The following is a 19,706-nucleotide window of genomic DNA, read 5'->3' as shown; positions in this document are numbered from 1 at the left end:
ACAGAAGATAGAAGCCTTATTGCATCACTCTTGTGTCTGTGAGCATTTCCAATATTTATTTATACTCATCACATTTCGAGTTGTCGCCTTATCGGTGACGGTTATGGCCTATTTGCCATGGCTCTCGAATGATTTAGAGTATACGTCATTGACCAGAATGGCACATTAGCGATTAGAGTTGATTAACAAGCGTTAATATACTCATTGCCAGTCATTGAGCATGAAACGATACTAACACGTAATTTTCTATTTAACAGCGTTATAGCATCAACGAACAAACCAATTGTTAACATTTATCGATACTGATAGTCATAAATCGTTAACATAGTATGATGAGAGTGTTTCTCATATAGCATTTATGTTGCAGCAGCGTATAGTAATATAAAGAAGAATTGGTAAACGACTATATCGAATTAACGAATAAAAAAGGTTTCATATGACCCAATTGCGACAAGCGAAATATCGTCAGGACTACCAAGCACCTGATTATACTATCTCTGAAATTGATCTTGATTTTATCCTCGATCCCGCAAAAACCGTCGTGACGGCAATTAGCCAAGTCAAACGCCTTAACCCAGCCTCATCTACACTGGAACTGCATGGTGAAGACCTTAAATTGGTCTCTATTGAAGTGGATGGTCAGCCTTGGACTGATTATAAAGAGCAAGATGGTAAGCTGATATTGGCATCATTGCCTGAGGCTTTCACATTACGCATAGTGAATGAAATCAGCCCTGAAAAAAACACAGCATTAGAAGGCTTATATGTTTCAGGGGATGCATTATGCACTCAATGTGAAGCAGAAGGTTTCCGCCATATTACTTATTATCAGGATAGGCCGGATGTGTTAGCGCGTTATACGACGACAATTACCGCCGATAAACAGCGCTATCCTTACTTGCTATCGAATGGTAACCGTATTGCCGAAGGGACACTCGATGATGGGCGCCATTGGGTGAAATGGCAAGATCCGTTCCCTAAACCAAGCTACCTATTTGCGTTAGTTGCGGGGGATTTTGATGTTCTTCGCGACACTTTCGTGACGCGCACAGGCCGCGAGGTCGCATTAGAGTTGTTTGTTGATAAAGGCAACCTTGATCGTGCACCATGGGCAATGCAATCCCTAAAAAATGCCATGAAATGGGATGAAGATCGCTTTGGTCTTGAATATGACCTTGATATCTACATGATAGTGGCGGTTGATTTCTTTAATATGGGCGCGATGGAGAATAAAGGGCTGAATGTCTTTAACTCAAAATATGTGCTCGCTAAAAATGAAACCGCAACCGATAAAGACTACTTAAATATAGAATCTGTTATCGGTCATGAATATTTCCATAACTGGACAGGTAACCGTATCACTTGTCGCGATTGGTTCCAACTGAGCCTAAAAGAAGGTTTGACCGTTTTCCGTGATCAGGAGTTCAGTTCAGATCTTGGCTCTCGCTCTGTCAATCGCATTAATAATGTCAAAGTGATGCGTGCGGCTCAGTTTGCTGAAGATGCAAGCCCAATGGCTCATCCAATTCGCCCTGAAAAAGTGATCGAGATGAATAACTTCTATACGCTAACGGTCTATGAAAAAGGGGCTGAAGTTATTCGTATGATCCATACTCTGCTAGGGGAAGAAATGTTCCAAGCGGGTATGCAACTGTATATTCATCGTCATGATGGCAGCGCCGCAACCTGTGACGACTTTGTGCAAGCGATGGAAGATGCTTCGAATGTGGATCTTTCGTTATTCCGTCGTTGGTACAGTCAATCAGGGACACCTGTATTAACGGTTCGTGATGAGTACTTCCCTGAAAAGCAACAGTATGTGCTGCATGTGAGCCAAATGACACCTCCGACCGCGGATCAGTCAGAAAAGCAGCCGTTACACATTCCTCTTGATATTGAGTTGTATGGTGAAGATGGGGCCGTTATTCCTCTGCAATATCTTGGCAGTAGCGTAAACGCTGTATTGAATGTTACGCAAGCATCACAAACGTTCACTTTTGATAATGTGCCAAGCCGCCCTGTGCCATCATTACTACGTGAATTTTCTGCGCCAGTTAAATTGGACTATCCATACAGTGATGAGCAACTCGCTTTTCTGATGCAGTATGCAAGTAATGAGTTCTCACGTTGGGATGCAGCTCAGCAACTGATCGGTAACTATGTGAAGATCAACGTTGCGAACTATCAGGCGGGCAACGCGCTCGTTCTCCCTGAGCATGTGATTGATGCATTCCGAGCAGTGTTACTTAATGACACCATCGATCCAGCACTCGCGGCACTGATTTTGACTCTGCCTTCTGAAAATGAGATGGCAGAATTTTTCCAAACTATCGACCCTGATGCCATCCATTATGTTGCTAACTTTATCGCTCATCAACTGGCGACAGCAATGGCTGATGAATTCCTCGCGGTTTATCAATCGATTAAAATTGATGGCTACCGTGTTGACCACAGCGATATTGCGAAACGTTCATTACGTAACGTGTGCTTACAGTATATTGCAGCAGGCGATGATCAAGCACTCGCAGACAAATTAGTGTCAGAACAATTCAAATCGGCCGATAATATGACCGACTCTTTAGCCGCATTAACGGCGGCGAGTGAGTCTCAGTTACCGTGCCTAGAGTCATTAATGACGGCCTTTGATGAGCGTTGGCACCACGATGGCCTAGTGATGGATAAATGGTTTACATTGCAAGGTACTAGCCCTGCACCGGATGTCTTGCAGAAAGTACGTAGCTTGCTGAATCACCGTTCATTTAGTATGAGCAACCCAAATCGTGTGCGTTCTTTGGTTGGGGCGTTTACCTCCGGTAACCCGTCAGCTTTCCATGCGAAAGATGGTAGCGGCTATCAATTCCTGTATGAGATCCTCGTGGATTTAAATACACGTAACCCACAGGTCGCATCGCGATTGATTGAACCGTTGATCCGTTTGAAACGTTTTGACGATAAACGCCAAGGCCTGATGCGCAATACGTTAGAGCAACTCAAAGCGTTGGATAACCTTTCAGGTGATCTGTTCGAAAAAGTGACGAAAGCGCTCGAAAGCTAAGTTCTTTACTGATATTAGCTGTGTTGTTAGCCCTTGAACGTCGTTTCAAGGGCTTTTTCTTTTAAATCAGGCAATCATATTAGGTTGTATGCGGTGCTATTCCATTGACAGCAACGGTTCAATTGCCGATTAAGGCAACTTTGGTTTGCAAGTAGCGAATAAATGAATTTTTTATAGAAAAAAAGGCGTAAAATAGGGTAATCTATGTCGCGTTTTATCGGATGAAAATGTATCCCTGTTAAAAATGGCCTCAGCAAATTTCATTTGTTGAGTGTTTTGACGCGCGGAACATTGTGTCTTTTAATCGCTTTATACACAAAATAGTTTGAGGTGTCGGCAGCAAGTGTTATCGCTGTGCTTACAACTTAAAATATGGTGGGTATAGACAGAAATAGGTTATTGGATATGTTATATCACCTTGCCCGCAAGGCTCTATTCCAGTTCGACCCAGAAAAAGCCCATGAACTGACGTTTCGGCAGCTTCAATGTTTAAATAATTCCCCGCTTAAATTCCTTCTCCGCCAATCTGTTGCTACTAAACCTGTTCAATGTATGGGACTGTCTTTTAAAAATCCACTTGGCCTAGCTGCGGGTTTAGATAAAGACGGTGAATGTATTGATGCTTTTGGAGCAATGGGCTTTGGTTTTGTTGAGATTGGAACGGTGACGCCACGACCGCAATCAGGTAATGATAAGCCTAGATTGTTTAGATTAGTGGAAGCGGAAGCACTGATTAATCGTATGGGGTTCAACAATAAAGGCGTTGATAACCTTGTTGAAAATGTCAAAAAATCAACTTACGGTGGGGTTATTGGCATTAATATCGGTAAAAATAAAGACACCCCAGTGGAACAAGGCAAGGATGACTATTTAATTTGCATGGATAAAGTTTATGCACATGCCGGTTATATTGCTATTAATATTTCATCACCAAATACGCCAGGTTTACGCACTTTGCAATATGGCGAAGCGTTGGATGATTTATTAAGTGGAATAAAAGCCAAGCAACTGGAGTTACAATCGAAATATCAAAAATATGTTCCTGTTGCGGTTAAAGTTGCACCGGATCTGACCGAAGCAGAAATAATCCAAGTTACCGATAGCTTAGTTCGACATAATATTGATGGTGTGATTGCAACCAATACCACGTTAGATCGTTCTTTAGTTCAAGGTTTAAATCATTGTAATGAAGCTGGCGGTTTAAGTGGACGCCCAGTGCAACTAAAAAGCACAGAGGTTATTCGGATCATTTCTCGTGAATTAAAAGGGCAGTTACCTATTATTGGAGTGGGTGGTATAGACTCATTAACTGCTGCGAGAGAAAAAATGGACGCGGGGGCATCATTAATCCAAATTTATTCTGGTTTTATATATAATGGGCCAAAATTAATAAAAGATATTGTGAACCATATATAGTTAACTGTAAATTTACCTAAAGGGGGCTTTATTTATGCTCCCTTTTAATCTATATTGAGTTGGCTGTCTATTTTTAAATCATTTTGTTTTGCATTTTTAAGATCGAATTATTTTGAGCTAGTATCTTAAAAATATATTTATACTCTAACTCATTTGAGTTGCTTTTAGGCAGTAAGCGAATTATTCGTTTAAAAAATCCTTAGAGCAAAATAATGCAACAGCTAGGGTAATTGAGCACGACTCAATTGGCAACTTAAAGTATGGTGAGTATACCGGTAAATCGCTAAGGGATCGTTTATGATAATAAAACCCGATGATCATTGGCGTTGGTATTTTGATCATGACCATGATAGGGTGATGCTAGATCTCGCCAACGGCATGATATTTCGCTCATGTTTTCCCGCAAAAATGCTGACAGCATTCGCACGTGATGAAATGCCTTTTAGCATTGAAGATGCTGCGGAGTTTTATATATTTGATGAGCAGGCTAAAAAATTAAATCTATCTCATGAAGAACGGGCTGAATTAGTACTGAACAGTTTAGTGGCATTTCGCTTTTTAAAACCGCAAATGCCGAAAAGTTGGTATTTTTCTCCTTTTCACGATATTCAAGTACCTGCGCAAGGTCAGCTTATTCAAGTGTGTTTAGAAAATAGCCATCATATAGCGACATTTATTATTGCTGAGGCTGGTACGTCGGCAAGTTTGTGTTTATTAGCGGAGGCACAATTAGAATTGCCTGATCGTAAATTACGCTTTTGTGATCCAATTAAGATCATGAATGATCGCATGAGGCAATATAAACGCAAGTCTAATCGCTTACTGTATGAGAATGTCATTTAATTGATCGTCCATGATCTATTAATATGGATATTCTTTAATATTCGCCAATAACACCATCAATAAAATAATCGTTATTATTGAGATGATGGTGTTAGAAAATTAGCTTAAAGCTAATTTAATGGCACTTTTGGGAATGCAACTACAGGCTAAGATATAACCATCCGCTTTAATTGCACTTTGTTTTAATGGTGTGACTTCCCCTTCAATCAACTTTATTTTGCATTGACCACAAATACCAGCACGGCAGGAATAAGGTAAAGTGATCCCTTTTGATTCCAATTGTTCAAGGATCACTTCTTGGTTATTTCCTTCATAATCATGATTTTCAAAAGTGACTGTGACCGTACTTAATGGCGTAGAAGGACTTTTCGCTTTATTATCCGTTTCTCGCTCTTTTGGGATATACTGATTAGGTTGTTTCTTTTCAAGAACTGTCACGGTATCACCCACTCGTATAATCCCAGTATTATGGATAACGACATTTTGCCCGAAATCCACATCACCACTTTCCGTGGTACGGAAGGTTTGTAGGGTTGCTAATGGTTCGCTGTGTGGATGTTTAATGCCTTTTTCAGGGCTAACAGTCGTCAGAATACAGCGGCTACATGGTCTGTCTAAGCTAAAAACGACATCGCCAATCTGAATCGTTTTCCATGTATCTTCTTCGAAAGGTTGGGCACCGGTGATAATCAAATTACCGCGAAATTGCTCGAGCTTAATGCTGGCGGGGCAACGCCTTTGTAGCTCTTGTACCGAAGCTTCATTAATTAATAAGAAGGGGTAGCCATCGGCAAACGACATAGGCACATCGGGCATGGTTTTGACGTGACGTGACAAGTGAGGACTTAACCAGCGTAGTTGAACAGGCTCATCAAAATAACGACTTAGCCAAGTATTGACTGATTCAGGCGCAATGAGTGCATGAAAATGATTGCCCCAGACTTCAGTTGGACTCTGATTCTCATCAAAGTCCTGATACAATACCGTCACACTTTCACCATCGGGTGCTTTGAGATAAAGCCCATGATTTAACATTGCTGGTGTAAATAGTAACATCTGAGGGTATTTTCTTGCCGTGATAAATTTACCTTCCAGCGTTGTTACCATAAAATTGCGATCAAATATTAGCCCACTGGTATCGGCGTATGCATGAGACAGGCGTATCCCTCTCATTGATTTGACTGGGTGCGTATAAAGGCGTGAAAGCGTAATCATTATTTAATCCTTATAATTGTTGCTGAGCAACTTTATGACAAGTCCATAAGATTAGCTATAATGCGCAACAATTTTTCATCCAAATTGGTAAAAAATACTATGAATTCTCTGTTTGCCAGCACAGCTCGTGGCCTAGAAGAACTATTGAAATCGGAATTGGAAGCTCTGGGCGCTAGTCAGTGCCGAGTTGCACAAGGGGGCGTCTATTTTCAGGCTGATGAACGGGTGATGTATCAGAGTCTACTCTGGAGTAGGCTGGCATCCCGTATCTTATTACCATTGAATGAATTTGATGTTTATAGCGACTTAGATTTATACCTTGGTGTACAAGCTATCGATTGGACTGAGGTATTCTCAGTTGAGGACACATTTTCAGTTCACTTTAGTGGTACAAACGAAGAGATCCGCAATAGCCAATATGGTGCTTTAAAAGTTAAAGATGCCATTGTCGATTGCTTCGTACGTAAATTAGATCAGCGGCCTGATGTTGCACGCCAGCAGCCTGATATTCGTATCAATGTTTACTTGAATAAAGAGAAAGCTAGCGTAGCGCTTGATTTAAGTGGTGATGCACTTCATATCCGTGGTTATCGTGATTTGGCAGGGCAAGCGCCATTAAAAGAGACGTTAGCCGCTGCGATTATCAATCGCTCAGGCTGGCAGCAGGGCACCCCCCTTGTCGATCCTATGTGTGGCTCCGGCACACTATTGATTGAAGCGGCTATGATTGCAGCAGACAGAGCACCTGGCTTGTACCGTGAACACTGGGGGTTCTATGCTTGGTCAAAATATAACCCTGCATTATGGCGAGAGCTGATCACGGAAGCGCAAGTGCGTTTTCGTCAAGGCCTAAAAGAGACAACATCGCGTTTTTATGGTTTTGATATCGATAAACGAGTGCTTGATATGGCGCGCTCTAATGCACGTAGGGCGGGCGTTCAAACATTAGTGAGTTTCAATCATGGCGATGCTGCTATGCTTGAAAACCCTGTTGAAACAGGAATTAAGGGAACCATTTTAAGTAACCCGCCTTATGGCGAACGTCTTGAAAGTGAGCCTGCATTGATTGCTTTACATAGCCAATTAGGCCGTATTGTGAAGGCGCGTTTCCCTGGTTGGCGTTTATCTATTTTTAGTGCCTCTCCTGAGCTGTTAAGTTGCTTACAGCTACGCTCTGAACGTGAATTTAAGGCTAAAAATGGCCCATTGGATTGCGTACAGAAAAATTATTTATTGGCAGAAACACCATCGGAAACGGTCGGTGAAATCTCTCCTGATTTTGCTAATCGCTTACGTAAGAACCATAAAAAACTCAGCAAGTGGGCTAAACAGCAAGGGATTGATTGCTACCGCATCTATGATGCAGATTTGCCAGAATATAATGTGGCTATCGATGTTTATCGTGACAAAGTGGTCGTACAGGAGTATGCACCACCGAAAACGGTGGATGAACGCAAAGCGCGCCAACGTTTATTTGATGTGATCACGGCGACGATGAATGTATTGCAGCTGTCATCTAACCAGTTGGTATTAAAAACACGCCAACGTCAGAAAGGTAAACAGCAATATGAAAAGCTAGCACAAAAAGAGGATTTCTTTTTAGTGCAAGAATACAACGCTAAGATGCTGGTGAACTTAACCGACTATCTTGATACAGGGCTGTTTTTAGACCACCGCATTGCTCGACGCATGTTAGGACAAATGAGTCGTGGTGCAGATTTTCTTAATCTCTTCTGCTACACCGGCTCCGCAACAGTTCATGCAGGGCTTGGAGGCGCGAAAAGTACCACGTCAGTTGATATGTCGCGTACCTATCTTGAGTGGGCAGAGAAAAACTTACAGGCTAACGGCTTAACGGGTCGCCAACATCGCTTGATCCAAGCTGACTGCTTAAACTGGTTGGCGAATAGCCCAGAACAATTTGATTTGATCTTTATTGATCCGCCAACATTCTCAAACTCAAAGCGAATGGATGGTACTTTTGATGTACAGCGCGACCATGTTCAGTTGATCACTCACCTAAAACGCATGTTACGTCGTGGTGGTACTATCATGTTCTCTAACAATAAGCGTGGCTTTAAAATGGATATCGAAGCTCTGAATGCGTTAGGACTACAAGCAGAAGAAATTACCGCCAAAACGCGTTCAGAAGATTTTGCTCGTAATCGTCAGATTCATAACTGCTGGCTGATCCGCCATGCAGCATAAAGGATAACATCAATGGCTTTAATTAATTTATCGGGTGCATACCTTTCGTTTAGTGATGCCCCTTTATTGGATAACACGGAACTTCATATCGAAGAAAATGAGCGTGTCTGTTTAGTTGGACGCAACGGTGCGGGTAAATCGACACTCATGCGCGTCCTAACTAAAGAGCAGCCTCTTGATGATGGGCAACTGCTTTACCAACAAGATCTCGTGGTTGCTCGTTTACAGCAAGACCCACCCCGTAATATTGAAGGGACGATTTTTGACTTTGTTGCCGAAGGCGTAGCAGAGCAGGCAGAATACCTCAAAGAGTATCACCATGTTTCTAAATTGGTGGAAACCGATCCGAGTGAAAAGAATTTAAATAAATTAGCTGAATTACAAGAAGTACTAGATAGCCGTAACTTATGGCTATTGGATGCCCGTATCAGTGATGTCTTGAAAAAATTGGATTTGCCAGCGGATACTCAACTGTCATCACTGTCTGGGGGCTGGCTACGTAAAGCGGCTCTTGGTCGTGCATTAGTGAGTAATCCACAAGTCCTCTTTCTTGATGAGCCGACTAACCACTTGGATATCGAAACTATTTTATGGTTAGAAAACTTTTTGAAAGATTTCCAAGGTAGTATCGTATTTATTTCCCATGACCGCTCATTTATTCGCAATATGGCAACACGTATTGTTGATCTGGATAGAGGCAAGTTGTCGTCATGGCCGGGCAATTATGATGATTACTTGGTGGCAAAAGAAGAAGCGTTGCGTGTGGAAGAGATGCAAAATGCAGAATTTGACCGCAAGCTGGCCCAAGAAGAAGCGTGGATCAGACAAGGTATTAAAGCGAGACGTACCCGTAATGAAGGGCGTGTTCGTGCACTCAAGGCCTTGCGCGTAGAACGCTCTCAGCGCCGTGAAGTGCTGGGAAGTGCGAAAATGCAGGTTGAGGAAGCGTCTCGCTCAGGGAAAATTGTCTTTGAACTGGAAAATGTGAATTACCAAATCAATGATAAAGTACTGGTTAAAGACTTTAGTGCGCAAGTGTTACGTGGAGACAAAATCGCTTTAGTTGGGCCAAACGGCTGCGGTAAAACAACCCTGCTCAAATTGATGTTGGGTGATCTCAAAGCAGATAGTGGCAGAGTGCACTGTGGAACTAAATTAGAAGTCGCTTATTTTGATCAGCACCGCGCCGCACTCGATCCTGATAAGACGGTCATGGATAACCTTGCAGAAGGGAAGCAAGAGGTGATGGTCAATGGTAAACCACGCCACGTACTCGGTTATCTACAAGACTTTATGTTCCCGCCCAAACGCGCCATGACTCCGGTACGAGCATTATCTGGTGGTGAGCGTAATCGTTTGTTACTTGCACGCTTATTTTTAAAGCCAAGCAACTTATTGATCCTCGATGAACCGACCAATGACCTTGATGTCGAAACACTAGAACTGCTTGAAGAGTTGGTCGATAGCTATCAAGGCACTGTTTTATTGGTTAGTCATGATCGTGAATTTGTTGATAATAGCGTAACAGAGTGTTGGATTTTTGAAGGTAACGGGGTGATTAACCGTTACGCTGGCGGCTATTTTGATGCTCAACAGCAAAAAGCACAAACCGTGAGCTTGAAAAATTCACAACAAAGTAAAATAGCGGAGCAAGATAAATCGCCTAAGGTAAAAGAACCTACAAAGCGAAATAATAAGATAAGCTACCATTTACTACGTGAATTAGAACAATTACCATCGAAGCTCGAACAGCTAGAAGGTGAAATTGAAGCACTTCAAGCGGCGATTGGTGATGCTGATTTCTTCAACCAGCCTCACGATATAACCGAAAAAACATTAAATACATTAGCTGAAAAGGAACAAGCGCTAGAGCAGGCGTTCGACCGCTGGCAAGAGCTTGAGCTACTGAAAAATGGCTAGTTTATCGTTCAGGAAATAAGAAGGGGCGAATCACCTTGTGCTCTCATGAGTCTCATGAACATGTGCTGTGCACACAATGCGACATGCTGGTTGCGGTACCTGAATTAGAACAGGGGACTAAAGCAACCTGCCCACGCTGTCATACAGTGTTGGTGTCAAAGTGGCGCTATCCATACAAGCAGCCGGCAGCGTATGCGTTTAGCGCATTAATTATGCTGCTCGTCGCTTGTATGTTTCCATTTGTCAAAATGAGTGCGGCTGGGATTGAAAATGAAATTTCTATATTTCAAATTATCGAGATTATTTCGACAACGCGTTACAGCAGCTTAGCCCTCTTTTTTCTGTTATTTTCATTAGTCATCCCTGCCTTTTGTATGGTGACAATCATACTATTGGGATTACAAGTGTATGTTCCAAAAAGAATCAAAGTGTGGATCAGCCGTATCCTATTTCAAATGAAATCTTGGTGTATGGCGGAAATTTTCCTCGCAGGGGTTCTGGTTAGCTTTGTAAAACTGATTGCTTATGGTGACATTGGTGTTGGGTTAAGCTTTTTGCCGTATTGTCTATTTTGCCTCTTGCAAGTTAGGGCATTTCAATGCCTTGACCGGCATTGGATGTGGAACAAAATTGAAGCAGCCCCTAAGTTAGCCCATAAATTAGAAGTAGGGCGAACTGGGATCAGCCAAAACGTAAGGCTGTGCCTAGTGTGCACGGCTATCTTACCGGCGGAACAATCCCAATGTCCGCGCTGTTACGCTCGTGGTAGCGTACGTAAGCATCAAAGTATACAGTGGACAGTTGCGCTGCTATTGACCTCGTTTTTCCTATATATTCCAGCGAATGTCTTACCGGTGATGACGACCAATATGTTGGGTAGCGATATGGACTCAACGATTATGGACGGCGTGATATTATTGTGGGGGGATGGCTCTTATCCTGTCGCATTAATTATTTTTATCGCCAGTATTATGGTGCCCTCGTTAAAAATGATAGGTATCGCGTGGTTATGTCTTGACTCTCAAGGTTATGGCAACCGAGACCCACATCGAATGCACTTTATTTATGAATTGGTGGAGTATGTGGGGCGTTGGTCAATGATCGATGTGTTTGTCATTACTATTTTGGCCGCATTGGTACAAATGGGGCAATTAATGAGTATCGTCCCTGCACAGGGCGTTATTTTCTTTGGTGTCGTTGTGATTTTAACGATGTTTGCTGCGATGACTTTCGACCCTCGATTAACATGGGATCGTTGTGAAAAGAAAAGTGCGGTAAAAGTTGTTGAACAAGAAGGAGCCATCGGGTGAGTGAACAAGAAACACCACAGGCCAATGCCAAAATCAGTAAATTGAAAAGTTGGTCACCTGTTTGGGTGATCCCTATCGTTACTGTTCTCATTGGTGCTTGGATACTATTTTATCACTTCAGCCATCAAGGCCCTGAAGTGACATTAATTACTTACAATGCAGAAGGCATTGAAGCGGGTAAAACCAAAATCAAGAGCCGTAGTGTGGATATTGGTATTGTTGAAAGCGTGACGCTGGATGACAACTTCAGTCGAGTTGTTATCAAAGCACGCTTAAATAGCGATATGAAAGATCTCCTACGTGCGGATTCTGCATTTTGGATCGTAAAACCGACAATTGGCCGTGAAGGTGTGACAGGATTAGGCACATTACTTTCGGGAGTTTTCATCGAATTACAACCGGGTAACTCTAAAAAGGAGCATAACGAGTTTACACTGCTTGATTCGCCGCCTTTAGCCTCACCGGATGCGAAAGGGATCCGCGTTATCTTGGTGAGTGACCGCGCTGGGCAACTCAATCCAGGCGACCCTGTACTGTTTAGAGGTTACCGTGTTGGCTCAGTTGAAACCAGTAATTTCGACATGAGTAAGCGTGATATGCGCTATCAACTGTTCATCAACGCACCTTATGATAAGTTAATTAGTACGAATGTGCGCTTTTGGAAGGACAGTGGTATTGCATTTGATATGTCATCGCAAGGGATCCATGTTGAGCTTGGCTCTATTGCCACCTTGCTGACAGGAGGCGTAAGCTTTGATGTACCTGCTGGCTGGGCGCCGGGAGAAGGTGTAAAAGAAAATACAGAATTTAAACTCTTTGATAACCAAAGTAGTATTCAAAACTCTCTGTATACTGAATACCAAGATTTCGTTCTGTTCTTCTCTGACTCAGTACGTGGACTACAGCCTGGTGCACCGGTGGAGTTCCGTGGTATTCGCCTAGGAACGGTCGCTCAAGTGCCATTCTATACTAAAGGCCTCGACCAAAAACTGGATAACGATTTCCGTATTCCTGTATTAATTCATATTGAGCCTGAGCGTTTTGCAAAAGATGTTGGTGCTGATTTTAACTTGAAAAATGAGTTGAAATTAGCGATGAAGGATGGGCTTCGTGCATCGTTAAAATCTGGGAACTTGCTAACAGGGGCACTGTTTGTTGATCTCGACTTTGTGCCTAATGTGCCTGAATATAAAGGGCCAACTGTGGTGGCTGGTTATAAAGTCATCCCAACGACGAGCGGTGGCTTAGCGCAAATTCAGCAAAAAGTGATTTCTGTGCTGGATAAAATCAATGCGATGCCGATTGAGCCTATGCTGAATCAAACGACTCAAACGTTGGCTGAAGGGCAAAAAACGATCAAAGAAGCGCAAGTTATGCTCGCTGAGCTAAATAAAGTGATGGGAAGTAAAGAGTTCCAGAAACTCCCTCAAGACTTGCAAAAAACGTTGAATGAAATGAACCGTGCGATGCAAGGGTTCCAGCCGGGGTCACCTGCATATAATAAGATGGTCGATAATATGCAACGTTTAGATCAGGTGCTTAGGGAAGTCCAGCCACTGTTACGTACTTTGAATAATAAGAGTAATGCCTTGGTATTCGAAGCTGAGCCGTCTAAGGATCCTGTACCGAAAGGAGTGAAAAAATAATGAGATATCTGATATCGATATTTGTTTTAATGCTGGCGGCTTGTAGCAGCACCCCTGAAAAAGTGTATTACCAATTGCCGGTGAAATCGCCGGCAACACAAAGTGCGGTTGTGATGGGGCAACAAAATCAAATTTGGTTACAGCGCATCATGCTGGCGGATGTTCTGACATCAAATGGTATTACTTACCAAACGTCAGATGTCAGTTACAATAATGCTAGCTCCCATTTATGGGCTAGCCCATTAGAACAACAGTTAGGACAATCCATGGTGAGTGAATTGTCTTCTGCGTTGCCGGGGCGTTTAGTCTCATTACAACCTTTGCAGAATTCGCCGGACACATTGGATATTACGCTAACAAGTTTTAATGGCCGCTACGATGGCAAGGTATTAGTTCAAGGGTTCTGGACTTTGTCGCGTGGCAAAGAGATCATCCGTCGTAACTTCGATATACAGCTTGAACAAAAAGAAGATGGCTATCCAGAATTAGTCCGTACGCTGGCTGATGGATGGCAGCAAGTTGCGAGTGAGATTGCTAAAGAGGCCAATAAATCTTAAGTAATATTCACTATTTTCATCAATAAAGTGCATCTTACGCCGTCATTGGCTAAGGTGCATTTTTTTATAAAATTGGTTGCATATCATTCAATTATAAAATATTTCAATATAAATACATATAATAAAATTGATATTAATTTATTTAAAATCAACGAGTTGTCATAATTTGAAAATATAAATCACATTTATAGCATTTATGACATTTATATGAAATTCTTTACTTGATTTTCTAATCTGTCGGCTGTATTTCTATAGTGTACCTAAATGAGATGATCCCCTACATAGTTTGAATTGTCTGTGAGTGGCAAGGCAAGCTATCCCTAAGTATCAAGAAAGGGTCGGTGAGCGGAATCCCACTAGTGACTTAACTTAACGCTATGAAGGGCTTAGGTGCTGTTTTCTTTTCCATTTTAGACAATGAGGGAAGTAAGGCATGAAAAGACAGAAGCGAGACCGTTTAGAAAGAGCTTTATCAAGAGGTTATCAAGCAGGTATAGCAGGTCGTTCCAAAGAATTGTGCCCCTATCAATCTGTAGATGCACGATCGCACTGGTTAGGAGGCTGGCGTAAAGCCATGGAGGACAGGGCGATTCTCTCTGCATAATCAGGCAGAACAAAGCCTAACTTATTCGTTAGAGAACCTAAATAAACGGTTTTTTAATTCACTTCAAACAAATTTTAAACCTCCGCCATTGCGGAGGTTTTAGTTTTTAGCGCTTAGGTGCGGGATCAGAAAGCACTAGTGTCTTTAAATAGACCCACTTTTAGGTCATTAGCCACGTAAATGACTTTACCATCAACCAGTACTTCACCATCGGCAAGACCCATAATCAATTTACGGTTAATAACACGTTTAAAATTGATACGGTAAGTCACTTTTTTAGCCGTTGGAAGTACTTGGCCCGTGAATTTTACTTCACCAACACCAAGAGCACGACCTTTGCCTTCCCCGCCGAGCCACCCGAGGTAGAAACCAACGAGTTGCCACATGGCATCTAGGCCTAAACAGCCAGGCATAACAGGGTCATTAACAAAATGGCAGCCGAAGAACCATAAGTCTGGATTGATATCCAATTCAGCTTCGACATAGCCTTTATTGAATGTACCACCATCTTCAGTCATGGTGATGATACGATCCATCATCAACATATTACCTGAAGGTAATGGAGGCCCATTTTCGCCAAATAATTCGCCTCTTCCAGAAGCTTCTAAATCACTTTTTGTATAGGAACTGCGTTTATCAACCATGTTCTTCTGATAGCCTTAATTAAGTTTAAGAATACAGGATAGCTTACACTTGTACGCTGAACAACTCCGATCTGATATTTTTTTATTCAACCAAGCCATTTTAGGAACCATGGAAGTTTTGGTTTTTCGGGTGAATTTGCTTGATTGATGCGTTCTTGAATTAAAGCTAACAGGTGTACGTTATCACCTTCAGCTTGCTGCTCAAAATAGGGCTGCTTAGTGAGTAATGTGATCGCTTGAGCAACATGCTCCACAGGCCAAATATGGAATTGCCCCTCTTGTACGGCATTGACAACAGCCTCTTTGACACAGAGATGGCGCACATTAGCCATTGGGATAATTACCCCTTGTTGCCCTGTTAAACCACGCTGAGCACAAATATCATAGAAGCCTTCGATTTTTTCGTTTACACCACCTATAGGCTGCACATAACCAAACTGGTCGACAGCACCGGTGACGGCGATTTGCTGATCGATAGGCTGGAGCGCTAATGCACTAATTAACGCACAAAGTTCGGCAAGAGAGGCGCTATCGCCATCAACTTCACCATAGGATTGCTCAAAAACAATCGAGGCTGAGAATGGCTGAGGCTGCTCCAATTTTAGCTCATAATTTAAATAAGCTTGCATGATCATCATGCCTTTAGCATGAATGTTGCCGCCAAGCTCGGCTTTCCGTTCAACATCGACAAATTCCCCATCACCTAAATGGGCGACACAGGTAATGCGCGAAGGCTCTCCCAGCGCTTCTGGGTGCCCAGGATAATGCAAGACGGACAATCCATTGATTTGTCCTATCACTTCGCCTTCGGTTTTGATAAAAACCTGTTCTTGCAGAATATCGTCTTGTGAACGTTCTGTCAGGAAACTATGGCGCCATAGGCGGTTTTCCACAGCCTGATTAAAGGCATTGGCGTCCATTAAGTTGCCTGACTGATAGTGAGAGGCATCCGTCAATCGGCGGGCTAGCCACTGTGTATCAAGAGGTAGATTAAATTTATCTTCACAAAACCGTGTTGCCTGAGTGATAAACGTAGGCCAACCATCAGGTGCGATTTCGGGGAGATGGTTAGCATTAATAATTGATTTTATATAGCGCATCCACAAGGCGAGTTGTTCTTCATTATCAAAGAACATTATGGGTTCATATTCCCCATAAATAGCATGTTCAAAGAGATCTGCGTGAGTGTACTCAAACTCTTCAAGCTCAAGCCGGTCACCAACAATGATTAACTTGATATCGAGTGGCTGAGGTTCAATTTCAATCGGTAATGGTTGATTATCGGAGAAAGGCAACCATTCGAATTGGCGGCGAGCTATCATATTTTGTAGCCGCTGCCACATCAGGGGTTGAGAGACCAATGATGATGCCGATAATATCAATACTCCACCATTAACGTGATGCAATAAACCCGGCACTGGATGTAATGATGGTGTGATATACCCAAACAGTTGTTCCGGCTCAATCCAATGGCGACAGGCAATATTTGCTCGGCTTGAGAAGCGCCCCTCAATTTCAGGACACCATTTGAAAGCAAGTTTATTTTCAGTGGGTTGATAATCACCATTAATGGGCGAAAATGGGGTCAGTAAAGGGCGGATCGCCTCAGCAAATGTTGCTAGATAATGCTCACTGTCGTCGGACTTGATAAACATAAATCGAGTCCGTGAATTCTCTTTGATAAAGCGCTCAATGCTATCAAATAGCCTTGGCTGGATTTCTGACAAAGAAGCAGGAGTCAGGGTATCTGAAGAAACAAAGTTTGCCTGGTAAGGCGTTAGGTCAGGTATTAGGCCTTGCCATGTTAGTTCTTGACTGATCACTATAATTTTTCTGCTATTAATATGATTATAAGTAAAATGCCTGTCGGTGAGCAGGGCGCGTATGCCTGAATTTGGTTTGGATATTTTATACTCTTTTTATTGTAGGCTGCCCCGTTATTGACGACATACATATGTACGACTCACAGACTTTAGTACATTAGCGGCGGCTCATTTTTTGAGCAATTCGCTGTACTGCAAACTATTTAGAGTATATGTTGTTTTCAGGCCAATTTATTACCCATAGGGCAAGTTTGCTATATTAGCGTTTGAGCGCCAATCTTGCAGCAATAATTGTCGTATAATCAGTTAGAATAAAGAAAATAATAGCACAACAGGCAAAGACATTGGCCATGTTAAGCCAATTAAGAGCGCACTGAGCAATCTCATAAAGATATTAGGGTCTTTAGTCAGGAGTAGTGTTATAAGCGCTGAGCACACCCCGCCTATCCCATATACGAGAAGTATGCATTCAAATGTGGACATGCTTGTTCATTAAATTGTTAATAGATGAGCGATGATTGTACACTATTTTGTGCCTAGTTGTTATCTTCTTTGTCAATAATAGGTCGACGGTGGTGCTTAAATTGCGTATCTTCATCTAAAATTGCTAATATAGGTCAGGTTCGATCTTCGTCAGGAAAAAATATGAAATATCAGCAGCTTGAAAATTTAGAATGTGGCTGGAAATGGGAATATCTGGTGAAGAAGTCCCGAAGTGGTGAGCCAATTACTCGGTATATCGAAAGAAGTGCCGAAAGTGAGGCTATCGCGCTATTGCTCAAAATGGAAAACCAGCCCACAGAGGTTTTAAAATGGATCGCTTTGCATATGAATCCACAATTGGATAACCGTATGAAGCAAAGCATTCGAGCAAGACGTAAACGTCATTTCAATGCTGAGCATCCCCATACCAGAAAAAAATCTATCGACCTTAACTTTTCTGTTTGGCAGCGTTTATCTAACCTTGCAGTGAAACGCAATAAAACATTATCAGAGACGATCATTCAGTTGATCGAAGATGCTGAGCATAAAGATAAGTATGAGAGCCAAATGAGTTCGTTAAAGCAAGACCTACAGGCGATTCTAGGGAATTCAAGTACCAAGAAATAGGGGAGACGATTATCTCAAGTTGCCCGTTGATCAACCACGATCGTTTTATTCCCAACGAAATGCTTTGTAACCCGCCATTATTTTTTCGACCACGATTGATTTAATCGTAACAATGACAGATTGTGTTTAGTGAGCTGATGATTTTTAGCATAAAAAAAACCCCATCGAAATGGGGTTTTTTGTATTCAGTTCGAAATTCGAACGAGGGGCTAAGAATTAAGCACCTGGTTGAGTGACAACTTCAGTTGTACCTTGAATTTCGATTTCAACGCGACGGTCTGGAGCCAGACACTCGATCAGAGCTGCACGGCCTTTAACGTTGTCACATTTGTTACCAGTTACTGGATCTTCTTTACCACGACCTTCAGCAGCGATTGCGCTTGCTGGAACGCCTTTAGCAACTAAGTAATCAACAACTGACTGAGCACGTTTTTGTGACAGTGGCAGGTTGTAGTTTTGTGAACCGATACGGTCTGTGAAACCAACTACCAGTACGCGACCTTGAGTTGGGTCGATGCTGCTCAGTTCGTTATACAGTTCGTTCAGTGCTTGCTGACCTTCTGGTTTCAGAGTTGCTTTGTTGAAGTTGAACAGAACGTCTGAACGCAGAGTGAAACGCTTGTTCTCAACAACTGGCGCTGGCTCAACAACTGGAGCTGGCTCAACAACTGGTGCTGCTTCTTGGTTGAAGCGGTATGCCAGACCAACGCTCAGCATGCCGTTGTCAGGACGTACGCCCAGGTTGTCGTTATCACCGATGTTGCTAACCCATTGGTAATCTAAACGAGTTGCCCAGTTTGGAGTGATTGCATATTCAACACCCAGTGCGTATACAGGAGAAACACCAGTATCGTTTTCTTTGTAACGCTCTTCACCTGTTTGGTGTGCTTTAACATCAGTACGCCATACCATACCACCTAAACGAGTGTAAACGTCTAAGTCGTCCATTACTGGATAGCTCAGTTTGGTAGTCAGAGAAACACCCATTGATTTCAGGTCGCCGTTGTTACCAGCACCTTTGTATTTCATTTTACCAAACCAGTCATAACCAAGCTCGAAGCCCATGTACTGGTTGTATTGGTAACCTGCGTATGCACCAGCACCGAAAGTATCACGGTCAGTACTTTTACCTACAGTGTTTTCACGATCAACTGGAGTGAAGCTGGTATCTTCATAGTGAGACCAACCCAGTTTAGCACCGGTATACCAAGTGTTGTCTTTTGGAGCTGCCTGCGCAACAGTTGCGAAAGCTGCTACTGCCACTGCTACTGCGATAGCTGTCTTTTTCATTTTTTACGCCTCGTTATCATCCAATATAGGCATGGCTTCAAAGAGCCTTATTATTCGCCATTGGT

General features: G+C 42.5%; 15 protein-coding genes. 10 read left to right on the top strand and 5 right to left on the bottom strand.

The annotated features are described in order from the left end of the window. Positions 1–436: 436 nt before the first annotated feature. The 3 genes from pepN (at position 437) to PR699_RS11760 (ending at position 5,314) form a co-directional block, all read left to right on the top strand. Complete coding sequence (gene pepN / locus PR699_RS11770) at positions 437–3,055, top strand: aminopeptidase N (protein WP_014657939.1); 2,619 nt, start codon at positions 437–439, stop codon at positions 3,053–3,055. Between the two features lie 405 nt (positions 3,056–3,460). Further along, positions 3,461–4,471: a quinone-dependent dihydroorotate dehydrogenase gene (gene pyrD, locus PR699_RS11765; RefSeq protein ID WP_014657940.1), complete on the top strand. Its 1,011-nt coding sequence runs from the start codon at positions 3,461–3,463 to the stop codon at positions 4,469–4,471. Positions 4,472–4,768: 297 nt separating this feature from the next. Beyond that, positions 4,769–5,314, top strand: coding sequence for a cell division protein ZapC (locus tag PR699_RS11760; protein WP_004918182.1), 546 nt, complete (start codon positions 4,769–4,771; stop codon positions 5,312–5,314). Positions 5,315–5,413: 99 nt separating this feature from the next. On the opposite strand, the gene PR699_RS11755 is transcribed toward PR699_RS11760, so the two are convergent. Continuing rightward, the gene (locus PR699_RS11755) at positions 5,414–6,529 is read right to left on the bottom strand and encodes a YcbX family protein (RefSeq protein WP_014657942.1); all 1,116 of its coding nucleotides are present in this window, start codon (positions 6,527–6,529) and stop codon (positions 5,414–5,416) included. Positions 6,530–6,628: 99 nt separating this feature from the next. Between PR699_RS11755 and rlmKL the strand changes: the two genes are divergently transcribed. The 6 genes from rlmKL (at position 6,629) to rmf (ending at position 14,774) form a co-directional block, all read left to right on the top strand. Beyond that, on the top strand, positions 6,629–8,737 hold the full coding sequence (gene rlmKL, locus PR699_RS11750; RefSeq protein ID WP_004918187.1) for a bifunctional 23S rRNA (guanine(2069)-N(7))-methyltransferase RlmK/23S rRNA (guanine(2445)-N(2))-methyltransferase RlmL: 2,109 nt from the start codon (positions 6,629–6,631) through the stop codon (positions 8,735–8,737). A 12-nt stretch (positions 8,738–8,749) separates the two neighbouring features. Continuing rightward, the gene (locus PR699_RS11745; protein ID WP_004918188.1) at positions 8,750–10,657 is read left to right on the top strand and encodes an ABC transporter ATP-binding protein; all 1,908 of its coding nucleotides are present in this window, start codon (positions 8,750–8,752) and stop codon (positions 10,655–10,657) included. Positions 10,658–10,692: 35 nt separating this feature from the next. Further along, positions 10,693–11,967: a membrane integrity-associated transporter subunit PqiA gene (gene pqiA / locus PR699_RS11740; protein WP_071599643.1), complete on the top strand. Its 1,275-nt coding sequence runs from the start codon at positions 10,693–10,695 to the stop codon at positions 11,965–11,967. Next, on the top strand, positions 11,964–13,613 hold the full coding sequence (gene pqiB, locus PR699_RS11735; protein WP_004918196.1) for an intermembrane transport protein PqiB: 1,650 nt from the start codon (positions 11,964–11,966) through the stop codon (positions 13,611–13,613). Before pqiA ends, pqiB begins: the two co-directional genes overlap by 4 nt. After that, complete coding sequence (pqiC, locus tag PR699_RS11730; RefSeq protein ID WP_004918199.1) at positions 13,613–14,170, top strand: membrane integrity-associated transporter subunit PqiC; 558 nt, start codon at positions 13,613–13,615, stop codon at positions 14,168–14,170. Before pqiB ends, pqiC begins: the two co-directional genes overlap by 1 nt. A 433-nt stretch (positions 14,171–14,603) precedes the next feature. Continuing rightward, on the top strand, positions 14,604–14,774 hold the full coding sequence (gene rmf / locus PR699_RS11725; RefSeq protein WP_014657943.1) for a ribosome modulation factor: 171 nt from the start codon (positions 14,604–14,606) through the stop codon (positions 14,772–14,774). Between the two features lie 125 nt (positions 14,775–14,899). Here the strand turns inward: rmf and fabA are convergent, their stop codons facing one another. The 3 genes from fabA to PR699_RS11710 all read right to left on the bottom strand — a co-directional run bounded on the left by fabA (position 14,900) and on the right by PR699_RS11710 (position 17,724). Continuing rightward, complete coding sequence (gene fabA, locus PR699_RS11720; RefSeq protein ID WP_004918201.1) at positions 14,900–15,418, bottom strand: bifunctional 3-hydroxydecanoyl-ACP dehydratase/trans-2-decenoyl-ACP isomerase; 519 nt, start codon at positions 15,416–15,418, stop codon at positions 14,900–14,902. An 86-nt stretch (positions 15,419–15,504) separates the two neighbouring features. Continuing rightward, a complete protein-coding gene (locus tag PR699_RS11715; RefSeq protein ID WP_014657944.1) occupies positions 15,505–17,241 on the bottom strand; it encodes a Lon protease family protein in 1,737 nt (578 codons plus the stop codon). A gap of 306 nt (positions 17,242–17,547) precedes the next feature. After that, the gene (locus tag PR699_RS11710) at positions 17,548–17,724 is read right to left on the bottom strand and encodes a GhoT/OrtT family toxin (protein ID WP_014657945.1); all 177 of its coding nucleotides are present in this window, start codon (positions 17,722–17,724) and stop codon (positions 17,548–17,550) included. Positions 17,725–17,886: 162 nt separating this feature from the next. Between PR699_RS11710 and matP the strand changes: the two genes are divergently transcribed. Then, on the top strand, positions 17,887–18,351 hold the full coding sequence (gene matP, locus PR699_RS11705) for a macrodomain Ter protein MatP (protein WP_004918208.1): 465 nt from the start codon (positions 17,887–17,889) through the stop codon (positions 18,349–18,351). A 216-nt stretch (positions 18,352–18,567) separates the two neighbouring features. On the opposite strand, the gene ompA is transcribed toward matP, so the two are convergent. Then, positions 18,568–19,641 (bottom strand): porin OmpA, encoded by a 1,074-nt coding sequence (ompA, locus tag PR699_RS11700; protein ID WP_014657946.1) that lies wholly within the window; start codon positions 19,639–19,641, stop codon positions 18,568–18,570. Positions 19,642–19,706: the final 65 nt, after the last annotated feature.

Source organism: Providencia sp. PROV268 (assembly GCF_028477805.1).
GTDB lineage: Bacteria > Pseudomonadota > Gammaproteobacteria > Enterobacterales > Enterobacteriaceae > Providencia > Providencia stuartii.
The sequence above is the reverse complement of the archived record's forward strand: the minus strand, read 5'-3'. Positions and strand labels throughout refer to the sequence as shown.

Bases quoted from the DNA above. Each gene is read 5' to 3' on its own strand.
- pepN (WP_014657939.1), top strand. From the start codon at position 437: ATGACCCAATTGCGACAAGCGAAATATCGTCAGGACTACCAAGCACCT.
- pyrD (WP_014657940.1), top strand. From the start codon at position 3,461: ATGTTATATCACCTTGCCCGCAAGGCTCTATTCCAGTTCGACCCAGAA.
- PR699_RS11760 (WP_004918182.1), top strand. From the start codon at position 4,769: ATGATAATAAAACCCGATGATCATTGGCGTTGGTATTTTGATCATGAC.
- PR699_RS11755 (WP_014657942.1), bottom strand. From the start codon at position 6,529: ATGATTACGCTTTCACGCCTTTATACGCACCCAGTCAAATCAATGAGA.
- rlmKL (WP_004918187.1), top strand. From the start codon at position 6,629: ATGAATTCTCTGTTTGCCAGCACAGCTCGTGGCCTAGAAGAACTATTG.
- PR699_RS11745 (WP_004918188.1), top strand. From the start codon at position 8,750: ATGGCTTTAATTAATTTATCGGGTGCATACCTTTCGTTTAGTGATGCC.
- pqiC (WP_004918199.1), top strand. From the start codon at position 13,613: ATGAGATATCTGATATCGATATTTGTTTTAATGCTGGCGGCTTGTAGC.
- rmf (WP_014657943.1), top strand. From the start codon at position 14,604: ATGAAAAGACAGAAGCGAGACCGTTTAGAAAGAGCTTTATCAAGAGGT.
- fabA (WP_004918201.1), bottom strand. From the start codon at position 15,418: ATGGTTGATAAACGCAGTTCCTATACAAAAAGTGATTTAGAAGCTTCT.
- PR699_RS11710 (WP_014657945.1), bottom strand. From the start codon at position 17,724: ATGTCCACATTTGAATGCATACTTCTCGTATATGGGATAGGCGGGGTG.
- matP (WP_004918208.1), top strand. From the start codon at position 17,887: ATGAAATATCAGCAGCTTGAAAATTTAGAATGTGGCTGGAAATGGGAA.
- ompA (WP_014657946.1), bottom strand. From the start codon at position 19,641: ATGAAAAAGACAGCTATCGCAGTAGCAGTGGCAGTAGCAGCTTTCGCA.